We start from the raw sequence: 14,017 nt of genomic DNA, 5'->3' as shown, positions 1-14,017 counted from the left end.
GAACACTCTCCATTTAATAGTCGTATTAGTTTTTGGCTGCTAATGTAAATTGCTTTGCTTTTTCCGTTAAACGCACTAAATACTCCTTTGTTATTTCCTCTTTTGTATTCACAAGAGAACTACCAATTCCAAGTCCTGCAGCACCGGCAGCAAGATAGTCCTTGATATTATTTAAGCCCACACCGCCTGTAGGCAATAAAGGAATTTGCGGCAGTGGTCCCCCCATATCCTTGATAAACTTAGGGCCTAAAGTCGTTGCCGGAAAAACTTTAATAATATCTCCGCCTTGTTCATAGCCCTCCAAAATTTCAGTCGGGGTGTAAGCAGCAGGAATACTCACCGCACCATATCTTTTGGTCATCCGAATCGTTTCAGGCTTCAACGTCGGAGATAGAATAAATTGGGCACCTGCAAGAAGGGCACTTCGAGCAGATTCTGGATCCAAAACAGTTCCTGCACCTACGGCCATTTCTTTACCAAATGTATCAGCGACCATCTCAATTGCAGATAGCGCTTTCGGGGAATTCATCGTGATTTCAACAACTCTTATCCCCCCTTCATATAAGGATCGAACAATGTTTAATGTATCCTCAGGATTTGCTCCGCGTATAATAGCGATTAATTTGTGATCTAAGATTTTTTGCAGTGTACTCATTAGACATTCCCTTCCTTCTTAAAAACTAACGATTGACTTCATCCTTTAAGTTTGATTGAGTAAATTGCTTCAATTCAATCCTGTCCGGTAGTCCTTCTATATCACCGTTTATGGTAGCAACCATAGCACCGATCGCGCAGCCTCGTTTCACGGCCTCTCCAATAGATAGGCCATCGAGAAATCCTGAAAGTACTCCTGCAGCAAAACCATCTCCTGCTCCGACTGGATCGGCTACGTTTTTAACTGTAAAACTATCAATATATCCTTTTTCAGCTGCAGTAGAATAATAAGCACCTTTTTCGCCAAGCTTGACGACAACGGTCTCTGCGCCTAAAGCAAGTAAGGAACGAGCTGCCTTTTCACAATCCCTTGTACCAAACAAAAATTCACATTCACCAATCCCAGGTAAGACAATGTCTGATTTCCCTGCAATTTCTAAGATGGTTGCCCTTGCCTCATCATCTTCCCACAGCTTCCTGCGAATATTCGGGTCAAACACAACTCTTCCCCCGTTACCCTTAGCTATTTCAATCGCATAAAAGATGGTCTCTCTACACGATGGACTTAGAGCGGGAGTAATTCCTGATATATATAAGAATTTCGCCTGAGCAATATACTCCTGATCAAGATCAGCAGGAGTGAGCTGACTCGCTGCTGAATTTTTTCGATAATAGTAAATATTAACCCGATCTTGATTGATAATTTCTTTAAAAAATACACCTGTTGGGGCATTCTCGTCTAAAGCTACTCGACTAATATCTACACCTTCTCCGCGGACGGCAGTTAAGATTTGAGCTCCAAATTCGTCTCTCCCTAACCGGCTAATCCACCCCGCCTTATGGCCAAGTTTAGCTAGCCCAATAAGCGTATTCGTTTCTGCACCAGCTATCTTCGAGGTAAATTGATTGGAATAGCGCATTTTTCCAGGCGTATTTGGGGTTAATAAAACCATTGTTTCCCCAATACTTATAACATCCATGTACTCACCTTGTTTCTTATAAAATACATCCCATACTTTCAGATATTTTCTTTGATGTCCAAAGGACGCGCTCCACTACCTCTGCTTTTTGAGCTAGCATTCGTTCTTTTGGACCTGCCACACTAATAGCAGCTTGAATCCTTCGATCCGCACCAAAAATAGGAGCTGCCACACAATATAATCCTTCTTCATTTTCTTCATCATCAATGGTGTAGCCAATTAATGAATACTGATACAGTTCTTTCTCTAACTCTTCCCTATTGGTGATGGTTTTCGCGGTGATCGGTACTAAGTCAACCCGATCTAAGATACTTTTTCTTTCCTCATCTGCCATATTTGCTAAAAAGGTTTTACCTAACCCCGTACAATAAAGCGGTTTACTGTATCCCGTTTGAGCGGTTGTTCGAATCGATCGATTGCTGTTTATTTTAGTAAGATAGACCAGATCTTCCCCTGACAACGTTGCCATAAATACCGTTTCCTGAACACTTTGCATTAATTTTTCAAGATATGGCTTTGCTTGAAGAGAAATATCTAAGTTCTCCATAGCCATGGTGCCAATGTGAACTAACTTTGCTCCAAGCTTATATTTCTTCATGTTGTCTAAACTTAAATACCCTTGTTTTAAAAGAGTGCCAATAAGGTTCGATGTGCTGCTCTGCGGAAATGAAAGTTTTTCACTAATCTCTTTAATCGATAACCCATCAGGATTATGGGCTAGTAATTCAAATACCTGGAGAACTCGTTCAGCCGATTTTACCGACATACTCTCCCTCCTTCTTCACAAATCACATATGTGATGTTAAATCCTATATGTGATTATTACAGACACATAATAGCACCACTCCATCCCTCCGTCAACCGGTTAATGCAACCGTTCGCAAAAAATATTGACTCCACAGAGAAGGTTCTTTTCAGAGACAATCGGGAGTTTTGCACACAAAAAGGCACAACTAGTTATTTTTAACTAGTTATGCCCTTTATGCTTCTTGCTAATCAGACTCACACAATTATGTGGGATGGGGCGAAGCTAAGAAGTTTAATGGAGCTTGTGGTGCTGTTCCCGACCAGAAGAACCGTCCCCATGGTCACAATATAAGTTATTTATCGCTAAGGAGATATTTATAAACTTATAACTTTAAAACTTATATTATTAACTTCTCTCTCTATTAATAAAGCCTGTAATTAACCGAGTTTTAACCAACTTTTTTATTACAATAGCACTACGAATTATCAAACCCTTGCAGTGTGAGCCTTTCTTATTAAAAAATGTTTCACAAAATGGTTAATCTGACTATATCTGACCTTGTACGATAGCCTCTTTACTATTTTCGGCTCATTGATAATTTTAGATATTTAGCAAAGGCACCCGTTACTTTTAATAAGAAACATTACCTAGAAGACTGATACTGATGACATTAGAATAATCTCAGAACTAATAAGTAATTAAATATTTATTCCCACTTGTTTTTTAAAAGTATCGAAATACTTTGTAAACTATCTCATAAATAGTAAAAGCTATAGTATAATAGAAATGGTACGGTTTTACTATATATACATAAATAGGGGGAAAAAGAAACAATGGCAAAGTTAAAACCTTGTAAGACATGCGGAAAAGAAGTAGCAAAATCAGCTAAGAAATGTCCTCATTGCGGACAAAAGTTAAAGATGGGCTTTTTCATGAAAGCACTCATTGGAATTGCGGCATTGATTGTAATCAGTATCATTGCTAATTTAGGCAGTGGAGACGAAAGTGCCAAACCAGCAAGTTCGACTCCATCAAGTAGCGCTCCAGCGAAGAAAGAAGCGGCTAAACCATTAAGTAACGAAGGCGTTTCTTCTGATGTAGCGATTAAAGTAATTGGAGTAGAAACAAAGTCAGAAGTTGGTGGCGAATTCTCTAAAGAAAAAGCACAAGGCGTATTTAAGATTGTCAGTGTAGAATTAACAAACAATCAGAAGGACGCTATTACGGTAGATGCAAACAGCTTTAAACTAATGGATAATAAAGGCCGAGAGTTTACCCATGCCTCAGATGCTCAAACCGCTATGGACATGGAAACTGGTGACATGGACTTTTTCTTAAAGCAATTAAACCCTGGCTTAACTCAAAAAGGTACAATTGTTTTTGATATTCCAAAAGATGCTAAAGGCTTGGTCCTATTAGCTACTGGTGGCATGACAGGTAAAGAAATTAAATTAAAAGTTGAATAGTATTTAATAAATGGAAAGGATGGCATAAATTTGTGCCATCTTTTTTGTGCGAGTTAAGAAACTGCCTCCAGCGTATCTTTTTAATGCCTAAAATCAATTAGATAAAATAGTAATTTTAATAACATAGAGGTAATATCATCCCGATGATAGACCGTACCTCTCATACCTAATTGCACCGACCGATAAGAATCAATAAAGCAAAGGACTCCACAGAGAAGGTTATCATGGTTTTTAATTAGGCTAGTAGCGACCACAAGAACCGTCCCCGTGTTCTCGAAGATATCCAAGCAGAAGAAGGTAATCTACACTCCAGCACCAATCGATGAAATGACAAACTCCGCCTATTTCCCTCAAATTTCCCTTTCAATCAAACGTTTGATTAGAATGACTGCACTCCTTGATAAATATGAATCGGTCCTCAATATGGCATAAATAAATTGTTGAAAAATGATATTAAAATTGGAGATAGAAACCGCCCCAACCACTTTTGTCACTAATCGACAGCCTTTCGACTAAATTCTATATAGGCTATACTATTCAAACGTTTGGTTAAAACAGCTACAAGTACTGATTAATAAGAACCTTCTCTGCCAAACAAGTATGAAAATTGTCGAGAACTGGAAGTGTATTTCGCAGGAAATAACCCAACATTCCACAAAATTAGATAGGTTTCTATTTAACTTACATAATTCTATTAATTGCCCGTCTTTTCCCTACTACACAAACGTTTGATTAATAGCAGCCTCAGCACGCTCCATTCCTGGCTTTATCCCTTCAAACACTTGAAAAGTTTGTCGAGACATGACTTCAACTATGACTCTTTTTAAAAAGGAACCTCAGTGAGCTTATGAACCAGGTATTTGTGCCTATACTCCTTACAATCTAACTGACGGTGCCTTCCACTTATTAATCTATCAATCTTCGAAAAAATTCGATGTGTGACAGGCAACGCGATTATGTAATCCGATTTTCAAAAAAATGTAACCTAATATTCAAAAAGATGTAAAGTAACTATGGGATAATGACTACTTTAAGGGTTTATTTACAAAGATCGAAACTCCTTCTTTTTCTGTTTAACCCTTTCGGAAACTGAAGAAGCGTCCATAATCTAATAGATACATATGAATATCGTGTAAATTAATTATTATTCAGCCTAGGTGGTGCAAAGTTTGGTACGAACGAGAAAGAAAAGAAAGAGAGTAAGATGGGGTAGAGTATTTAAAGCCCTTCTTCTCATAGGTATCTTTTTGGTTGGTCTTTTTACTGTATTTCAGTACATAGAAGGAACTATAGAAGAGCTGAACCAACCACTTAAAAAAGTTGAAGCAAAACATTCCTTTCAAGGGGAGAAAAATAAAAATGATGCAGTAAATGTTCTTTTATTAGGAAGTGACTCCCGCGGAGAAAAACAAGCTCGAACTGATACGATCATGATTGCACATTATGATCAACACACTCATCAGGTGAAACTTATTTCCTTAATGCGTGATATGTATGTCTCTATACCTGGACATAACCCACAAAAATTAAATGCAGCTTATACATATGGGGGTCCAGAATTACTGAAGGAAACCATTAAAGAAAATTTCGGGCTAGATATTCATTATTATGCGATAGTCGACTTTAAAGGATTCGAAAAAGCTGTCGATCTCCTCGTTCCAAATGGAATTGAAGTAGACGTACCATATGAGATGTCTTCTGGCATAGGAATGAAGTTAGAAAAAGGAAAGCAACAACTGCATGGTAAAGAGCTGTTAGGATATGTCCGTTTTCGTCATGATCGTTTAAGTGACTTCGGACGGGTACAAAGACAGCAAGAAGTGATCTCAAAATTAAAAGAAAAAGCTGTAAGTCCACAAATTGTGGTGAAACTTCCTAAGTTATTAGGTCTTCTAAAAACATACATCGATACAAATATTGATACTTACACACTTTTGACGATTGGAAAAGACATTTTGACTAAGAAAAGTGGAGACATAGAAACAATTCGAATCCCTGAAGATGGCAGTTTTCAAAATAAACGTTATGAAGAGATTGGTGAAGTATTAGAAGTGGACTTTCATCAAAATAAAGAAGCACTTAAAAAATTTTTAGGAGGAAAATAAGGCAATCGTGGTTGGTCAAAAGAGATTTCTAAAAAGGGGTCAGTCCTCCACTACTTTAAAGTAGTGGAGGACTGACCCCTTAATTGGTATTATAAATTCCCAAAAAGCACTTAAATTTGTTGTTTTTTAGTGGTGTCCATTAATTAGGGGCTTGACCACAGGCACTGGAATTTAGCTTCCCTACTATTTTTGTCCCATGAGCTTCATCGATATTTAATTTACTTGCGATATAATTTAGGTTCTTGTCAGTGATTCCCCCACCAGGCAGAATAATAATTCTGTCTTTCGCAAAATCCACATATTCCTTCAACCTGATAAGGTTATTTTCGATCGGTGAAGAACTCGGACCTCCGTGAGTTAAGATCCGATTCACATGGTGTTTCACTAGCCAATCAATTGCTTCAAACTGATAGTCGTGCTTTATCTGGTCAAAAGCCATATGAAATGTGATTTCCATCCCTTTTGCATATTCTAGCAAAGTAAGCATGGCTCCCTCATCAATCCAACCCGAGTCAGTTAAACAGCCAATTACAACTCCATCGGTCCCCAACTGTTTAAAATGGGCAATATCATTTTGCATTATCTCTATTTCTTCTTTATTATAAATAAAGTTTCCACCCCTGGGTCTAACAATGGTCATTACCTTAATATTTTTGTTATGACAATATTGAATGGTTTTGGCAGCTACCCCGTGACTCACTGTGGTGCCTCCAACTGATAGATTATCACAAAGCTCAATCCGACTAGCACCACTTGCTATAGCCGCAGGAACCATTGTAAAATTCTCCACACAAACTTCCTTTAGCATAAACACCCACCTACCATACTCAACTAAGTTGCGGAACCATCAACTCGTATTAAATCTCCTGATTTTTTACAGGTTCCTCATGAGTTCCGATAAGCAAAAACCGCTCATTAACCGTCCCAACTTCATCCCCTGCATCATTCTTAATAATGGATGGTTTTAAATCTCTTAATCTAGTAATCGTTTCTTTATTTTTGTAACCAATTTGTTCAAGAATAGCGGCTACAATTGTAGGCCAAACATCTTCAGAACCATTTAACACTTTTAAGGCAAATCCAAGTCTTTCATTTTTCAAGCCAAAGCAATATACCCCCTGTGCTCCGCCTTTTGCCACGATATTTTGATCCTGTAGCAATACGGAACAAATAAATTGCTCTGAAGCAATCATAATGGGGTGCTCATTCATAATGCTAGTCATTTGTGTAACTGCTTTTTGCAATAATGGGTCCTTAATTAAATCTGGACAGGCTAATTTTAGATAAGTCATGGCCATATTCTTTAATGGAACCGCAAAAACAGGGACTCCGCAACCGTCTTTTCCAATTTTTATATCTGAAATGGGTACTTCAGAAAATGTCGCTAGAATATTCAATAGTTGTTGTTGGAGTGGGTGATCTACTTCCCAGTATCCTTCAACTGGATATCCAAGTTCACGGCAAACCGTGATAAAACCCATATGTTTCCCAGCGCAGTTATGATATATCCTTCTTTTTTCCTTGTTTTTTCTTACCATTTCCTCTCTCGGCTTCACATTTAGAGGATAAGAACAAGGACAAAATAATTCGTCTTCATTGACAGGTAATTTTTTTAACATGGATTCAAGAGCGTCAATATGATAGGTTTCTCCCCTATGAGAAGCTGTAAACAGAGAAGCTTCTTCCCTCGTTAAACCATATTTAGTTACAACATTTGATAAAAATACAGGAATAGCTTGAATTGGCTTTGCTGCAGACCGATAGAATGTGTAATGCTCCTGATCCCCAACATGGTAAGTGGTTCCCAGCTTATCATTTACACCACTAATCATCCCGATATGAACATTTTCAAGCAATCCAGCTCTCTTTTCTTCCACTAACGTATCCGTATTCATATTATACTCCTCTCATGAGCAAAAATAGCTACTCCAAATCCAACAGGGTATTTTGCGCCTGAATCGCCGAACCAAGCACAACCCCTCGATCACCTAACTGCGAATATACAATTTTCACTTTCTCTTTTAATGGTTCCCAAATATATAACTCAGATTTTTGTTCAATGGGTCCTTTTATTTCAGGAAGATTTTCGATGGTATTTCCGCTTAGAATAATGACCTCTGGATTGTACAAACATAATATATTGCTAATCGCTAGAGCTATATAAGTCGTTGTTCGATCCATAATATTGATGGCCCACGATTCTCCATTGCGGTAGGAATCGAATACTTCATCGATTGAATCAATCTCCTTTACTTTCCTGCTATCAGCAATAAGAGCCCCTTCGGATATATAGGTTGCAAGGCAGCCGATTTTTCCGCAATTGCAGACATTTCCAGTCGGATTAATAACCGTATGACCAATTTCCCCTGCATTATTGGATTCTCCTCGATAGATTTCTCCATTAAGAATGATAGCGGCACCGATACCTGATCCAATACCAACTAGAACGGCATTTTGGGAATCCTTTGCCATTCCCTTAAAATTCTCTGCCTCTATTTTCATTTTTAACTCATTATCAATAATGACAGCAAAATGGGTAAGTTGATGGAGGTCTTCCGCCAGGTTTACGTTCTTCCATTTTAATTGGTCCGAAACCGTAACGACTCCATTTTTATAATCTATGGATCCAGGTAATCCTACTCCAATAGCAATAATCCTTTCCGTAGGGATCCGATTTTTATCAATTAAGCCCTTCACATTCCTATTTACTTTTTCCAGCGTTTCATTGTAGCCTTCAGTTGCTTCTCTGGATATACTCTGCCATGCTACAATTTCTCCGACATAATTGACGATGCCTATTTTGATCATTAATGTATCTATTTCAACTCCGATTGTATAAAGAACATCACCACATACATCAAGTAATGCTGCCTTTCTTCCTACTCCTGAAGTGACTAATTCCGTTTCTCTCACAAATCCTTGTAATTGTAACTCATTAATAATCCTTGTAATGGAAGTTGGGCTCATTCCAGTCACTTTCGCAATTTCCATTCTTGAAATAGGAGAGTGGTTTTTGACAATGTCAAGGACTAAATTTTTGTTTTGCTTTTTCATTAAGAGTTGATCATGTTTTTCCATTTATTTACATCCCATTTCCGAAAAATTCCTTTAAAAAATCATGGTAATTCTCTATTTAGAAAGAACTAACATCATTTTTCAAAAGCAACATCCTTGAGAGAATTAGATTCTCTCATAAGATTTGCTAGCAGGTGCAGTTCTTCCTATTTGAATGTTTTAATATATTCAATCGCCTCAGAGATATCTTTGACTGGGTTCGTGTTAACTTCCCGCTCAATAGTTAAATAACCACTATAACGGATTTCTTGTAAGGCCGCAAAGTATCGGGGAAAATCTACCGCTCCCTTGCCTAGCGGTAATTCTCTAAAATACTCACCGGAGGCAACCATTTTGGAAATTTTTTCATGATCCGTACCACTTCCATAGCCAAGGGCCCCATAGACATCACGAGGGTCTACTGGTTTTAACCGGATCCCATCCTTCACATGGGTGTGGACGATATAATCTCTAAGAAGCTTCACACCTTCCACGGGATCATCACCCGTTACCATCACCATATTGGCCGGGTCAAAATTGACGGAAACTCCATTGGTCGTTAAGCTATCCAAGAAGGATTTTAATCTGGCAGCAGTTTCCGGACCTGTTTCAATCGCAAAGTAGGAATTCATACTTTTGGCATAAGCCCCCAATTCCTCACAAGACATTTGCATGGCTTCATACATAGGACTGTCCTTTTCTTCAGGGATTATACCGATATGTGTCGTTACGATACTGGCCCCTAGTTCTACTGCAAGATCCAAAATCCGTTTTGATTTTTCGATTTTCGCTCGATTTTGCTGGCGGTCTTGGAACCCATGACCACCTAAATCACCACAAAGTGCCGAGATTTTTAATCCGATTGACTCGATATACCTTTTTAACTCGTTACGTGAAGTGGAGCTTAAATTTTCCGGCGCCATTTCACCTTCAACTGCATAAATTTGAACACCATCTGCTCCCATTTCTTTGGCTGCCTTTAATCCTTCCCGAAGCGGCAAGCGAAGACTATCAACAATCACACCAATTTTGTTGGTTACTCTTACATGATTCATGAATTAAAATGTCACCTCGCATTTCTTTTCTGAGGCTTCATAGATACCAGCTAAAATTTTCATGATTTCAACACCATCTTCAACACATGCAACTGGTTTTGTATCGAATAAGCAGCATGTCACAAATGAATCAATTTCATTTTGAAACGCATTTGAGAAATCAAAAGTGAGTTGATCAATCTGGGGGTGAACATTCACAATGGTGTCATTTTCCTCACTGATTAAAACTAACTCTGGTTCTAATTCAGCTCCGCCTTTTGTCCCAAATAATTTTACCTGTATTTCATCTTTCTGTGCGTGTAAAGTATAAGAAACATCTACATACAAGGAAGCACCGTTCTCAAATGTAATGAGGGCGTTTGCCAAATCTTCCACTGTATTTTTTCCTTTATCATAGTCCGCTGCTTTATAAAAACCTAAATTCTCTACATTTCCACGATTTCCAAGTTGACGATAGGTGTTCCCAGAGATGGATTTCACTTTGGGGCGCCCCATTAAATACCAACAAATATCAATGATATGTACACCAAGATCTATTAAAGGTCCGCCTCCAGAGCGTTCTTTATCAGCAAACCATCCGCCGGGATTCCCTAAACGGCGTAAACACGAGGCTTTGGCATAATAAATTTCTCCTAATTTCCCCTGATCAATAAAGGATTTCAATACTCTTGTGTTCGTAGCGAATCTCCTCACAAAACCAACCTGTAAGGTTTTATTATATTTACGGACCGCTTCCTCCACCTTTAACGCTTCTTCTACCGTCATGGAGAGGGGCTTTTCTACTAAAACGTGTTTCCCGCTTTTTAAGGCATTAATGGAAATTTCGGCATGGCTATTATTCCAGGTGCAAATACTGACCGCATCTATATGAGGATCATGATATACTTCCTCTAAAGAGTCATATACAATTCCAATTCCATACTTCTTTGCCTTTTCTTCCGCTCTCTCCTTTGAATAATCATATACGCCGTATAAAACGGCATTTGGATTGTTCGTATAAGAGGCTAAATGCATATCAGAAATCGAACCAGTCCCGATCACACAAACCCGTAAAAGCTCCAAATGTATCCATCCCTTCTATCGATTACTGAACTTCATTCCATAATCTTCTTACATTATCCATCCCAATTTTCGAACCGATTTTACAATCTTCCATTCCCTCAAACTCTACCGTTAAATAGCCATCATATCCTGAGTTTTTAACAAGTTTCATAATTTCACGAATGTTTAAATCTCCATGACCGACAATGGCCCCCCGCAAATAGTTTTCATTGACCGTTCGAAACCAAACTCCATCGCCAGGGTTTTCATAATAAGGACGAATATAGAAATCTTTAAAATGAACAGTGGCTGCATAGCTAATATTTTTCTTTACCCCTACAAGCGGATCTTCATCAATGCAAAGGAAATTCCCAACATCAAGTGTTGTTTTAAAATTCTCACGGTTCACGGCATGAATAACTCGTTGGACACGATCGCTCGTTTGGACATTAAACCCATGATTTTCAATAGTGGTGGTAATGCCGAACTGGGCTGCATAATCAGCCACCAGTTGACTGCCTTTTACGAATTTCGAAAAATGCTTTTCAAAGTAATGAATCGTCATTTCTTCGGGCAGTAAAGTAAAGGCCGTTACATCATGACGCATAATCTTTATCCCTAAACGATTGACAATGTCCACATGTGCTTTTAGACGCTCCACTTCTTCATGAAAAGCTTCTTCAGTCTCTTGGACAAAGTTTGCAGGCAATGAATAGGCCGACAGTTCAATCCCTAAGGATGCCGCTTTTTCGTTAATTTGATCGGCCAATTCAGGATTGTCTACAACTGAGAAACCATAAGGGACAATTTCCATATGTTCTCCGCCATGATCAGCAATCCATTGAATAACATCTAATACCGTCATCGTTTCTTCCCTTAGCTCTCGAACTAAACTATACGTACTTAAACCTACTTTCATTTATCTTCACTCCCATTTTTTTAAAAATCTACTATTCTACTAAATGGCATGCCACGAAATGATCAGGGGTTTCCCCTTCTCTAACGGAAGGTTCCCTTACCTTACAAATATCCATAGCAGCAGGACAACGTGTATGAAATCTGCAACCTGTTGGCGGATCAACTGGGCTCGGCAAATCACCCTGCAGGATAATTCTTTCTCTCCGTAATCGCGGATCAGGAATCGGGATAGACGACAATAATGCTTTTGTATAAGGGTGCTGCGGATTAGAGAAAATAACCTCTTTCGGTCCTGACTCCACAATGGTTCCTAGGTACATGACCCCGATATGATCACTTATGTGCTCCACAACACTTAAATCATGTGAAATAAATAAATAGGTTAAATGGAATTCAGCTTGTAAATCCTTCAATAGGTTAAGGATTTGGGATTGAATCGACACATCTAAGGCCGATACGGGTTCATCCGCAATAATTAACTTGGGTTTCATAATGAGTGCCCTTGCGATTCCAATCCGCTGCCGCTGGCCTCCACTGAACTCATGTGCATATCGATGGGAATGGTATTCACTTAAACCTACGATTTCTAAAATTTCAGAAACCCGTTTATACCGTTCTGCCTTAGATAGATTGGTATGAATCGCAAGCGGTTCTGCTACAATATCCCTAACTTTCATTCTAGGATTGAGCGAGGCATAGGGATCCTGGAAAATCATTTGCACTTTTTTTCTCATTGCTTTTAATTGAGACTCTTTTCTTTGAGAAATTTCTTCCCCATCAATCCAGATTTCTCCCTCACTCGGTTCAATCAGCCGGGAAATCAGTCTCCCTGTCGTGGATTTCCCACAGCCGCTTTCACCAACAAGACTAAACGTCTTCCCCTCCGGAACCATAAACGACACATCGTGGACAGCTTTTAACGTATTCTTTTTTCCAAACATACCGGCAGGAATAGAAAATGACTTTTTAAGCCCGGTTACTTTTAAAAGAGTATTAGACACCGATTTCCCTCCTCCCCTCTTTGTATAACCAACAGCTGCAGGACCTTCCATTTTCCAATTTCATTTCTGGAGGCTCTTCGATATTACAGAGAGGCATCACATCATCGCATCTTGGGGCGAATTTACATCCCTTTGGCAAATTACTTGGATCCGGGACATTTCCTTTAATAGAATCCAGTTTTTCCTTTTTCTGCCCTAGCTTAGGTATCGAGCCTATGAGTCCTTTCGTGTAAGGATGTTTTGGACTTTCAAATAGTTCGAATACATCTGCCTCTTCAACCACTCTTCCCGCATACATAACAACAACCCGGTCGCACATCTCTGCTACAACACCTAAATCATGGGTAATCAATAAAACAGACATTTTTTCTTTCTCTTGCAGCTGTTTCATTAAATCAAGTATTTGAGCTTGGATGGTAACGTCAAGTGCGGTTGTCGGCTCATCAGCAATTAACAGCTGAGGATGACAAGAAATCGCCATCGCAATCATGATTCTTTGCCGCATACCGCCAGATAATTGATGTGGAAACTCATTCATGATGTCTTCCGATCTCGGGATGCCTACCTTTTTTAAAATAGAAACCGCATGTTCCCTCGCCTTTTTCTCTCCTAATCCTAAATGAAGGCGAATGGGCTCTAGCAGCTGTTCCCCAATTTTCATCACAGGATTTAATGAAGTCATTGGTTCTTGAAAAATCATCGCGATTTGTTTTCCGCGAATCTTCCTCATTTCACTTTCTGATTTTTCCGTTAGATCCTGATTATTAAATTGAATTCTGCCGCTCGTTATTTCTCCACTTGTCCCTTTAAATAGTTTCATGACTGATAGTGATGTTAAGCTTTTTCCACTCCCGGATTCACCGACAAGACCGAGAACCTCCCCCTTATGAATGTCGAAGTTAACACCGTGTAAGATTTTGATTTTTTGCTTATCCTTGGTGAATTCGGTTTCAAGATTTTCAACTTGCAGAAGCTTCTCCATCCTCTTCAAACTC

At 38.9% G+C, this 14,017-nt stretch carries 13 protein-coding genes; 2 read left to right on the top strand and 11 right to left on the bottom strand.

The window, feature by feature from the left end; genetic code table 11:
- Positions 1–25 precede the first annotated feature (25 nt).
- Genes ACSU6B_RS18920 through ACSU6B_RS18910 form a run of 3 tightly spaced genes read right to left on the bottom strand, consistent with a single transcriptional unit; the run spans position 26 to position 2,400 of the window.
- The gene (locus ACSU6B_RS18920; protein ID WP_410887641.1) at positions 26–655 is read right to left on the bottom strand and encodes a bifunctional 4-hydroxy-2-oxoglutarate aldolase/2-dehydro-3-deoxy-phosphogluconate aldolase; all 630 of its coding nucleotides are present in this window, start codon (positions 653–655) and stop codon (positions 26–28) included.
- Positions 656–680: 25 nt separating this feature from the next.
- Positions 681–1,634, bottom strand: coding sequence for a sugar kinase (locus ACSU6B_RS18915; protein WP_410887639.1), 954 nt, complete (start codon positions 1,632–1,634; stop codon positions 681–683).
- 16 nt (positions 1,635–1,650) lie between these two features.
- A complete protein-coding gene (locus ACSU6B_RS18910) occupies positions 1,651–2,400 on the bottom strand; it encodes an IclR family transcriptional regulator (RefSeq protein ID WP_410887637.1) in 750 nt (249 codons plus the stop codon).
- Positions 2,401–3,302: 902 nt separating this feature from the next.
- Here ACSU6B_RS18910 and ACSU6B_RS18905 point away from each other — a divergent pair.
- Entirely contained in the window at positions 3,303–3,848 is a 546-nt protein-coding gene (locus ACSU6B_RS18905; RefSeq protein ID WP_410887721.1) for a DUF4352 domain-containing protein, read from the top strand.
- Between the two features lie 1,160 nt (positions 3,849–5,008).
- Positions 5,009–5,953, top strand: a complete 945-nt coding sequence (locus ACSU6B_RS18900) for an LCP family protein (protein ID WP_410887635.1) — start codon at positions 5,009–5,011, stop codon at positions 5,951–5,953.
- A gap of 139 nt (positions 5,954–6,092) precedes the next feature.
- On the opposite strand, the gene ACSU6B_RS18895 is transcribed toward ACSU6B_RS18900, so the two are convergent.
- From ACSU6B_RS18895 to ACSU6B_RS18860, 8 genes are all read right to left on the bottom strand, one after another.
- Entirely contained in the window at positions 6,093–6,761 is a 669-nt protein-coding gene (locus tag ACSU6B_RS18895) for a copper homeostasis protein CutC (RefSeq protein WP_410887632.1), read from the bottom strand.
- A 49-nt stretch (positions 6,762–6,810) separates the two neighbouring features.
- Positions 6,811–7,848 (bottom strand): asparaginase, encoded by a 1,038-nt coding sequence (locus ACSU6B_RS18890; protein WP_410887630.1) that lies wholly within the window; start codon positions 7,846–7,848, stop codon positions 6,811–6,813.
- A 28-nt stretch (positions 7,849–7,876) separates the two neighbouring features.
- A complete protein-coding gene (locus ACSU6B_RS18885) occupies positions 7,877–9,031 on the bottom strand; it encodes an ROK family transcriptional regulator (RefSeq protein ID WP_410887628.1) in 1,155 nt (384 codons plus the stop codon).
- Positions 9,032–9,174: 143 nt separating this feature from the next.
- Positions 9,175–10,062, bottom strand: a complete 888-nt coding sequence (locus ACSU6B_RS18880; RefSeq protein WP_410887626.1) for a sugar phosphate isomerase/epimerase family protein — start codon at positions 10,060–10,062, stop codon at positions 9,175–9,177.
- A 3-nt stretch (positions 10,063–10,065) separates the two neighbouring features.
- On the bottom strand, positions 10,066–11,124 hold the full coding sequence (locus tag ACSU6B_RS18875; RefSeq protein WP_410887624.1) for a Gfo/Idh/MocA family protein: 1,059 nt from the start codon (positions 11,122–11,124) through the stop codon (positions 10,066–10,068).
- A 22-nt stretch (positions 11,125–11,146) separates the two neighbouring features.
- On the bottom strand, positions 11,147–12,022 hold the full coding sequence (locus ACSU6B_RS18870) for a sugar phosphate isomerase/epimerase family protein (RefSeq protein WP_410887622.1): 876 nt from the start codon (positions 12,020–12,022) through the stop codon (positions 11,147–11,149).
- A 31-nt stretch (positions 12,023–12,053) separates the two neighbouring features.
- Complete coding sequence (locus ACSU6B_RS18865) at positions 12,054–13,022, bottom strand: ABC transporter ATP-binding protein (RefSeq protein WP_410887620.1); 969 nt, start codon at positions 13,020–13,022, stop codon at positions 12,054–12,056.
- The gene (locus ACSU6B_RS18860) at positions 13,015–14,004 is read right to left on the bottom strand and encodes an ABC transporter ATP-binding protein (protein WP_410887618.1); all 990 of its coding nucleotides are present in this window, start codon (positions 14,002–14,004) and stop codon (positions 13,015–13,017) included. The genes ACSU6B_RS18865 and ACSU6B_RS18860 overlap by 8 nt, the downstream gene beginning before the upstream one ends.
- Positions 14,005–14,017: the final 13 nt, after the last annotated feature.

Source organism: Neobacillus sp. C211 (assembly GCF_051842875.1).
Taxonomy (GTDB): Bacteria; Bacillota; Bacilli; order Bacillales; family Cytobacillaceae; genus Neobacillus.
The sequence above is the reverse complement of the archived record's forward strand: the minus strand, read 5'-3'. Positions and strand labels throughout refer to the sequence as shown.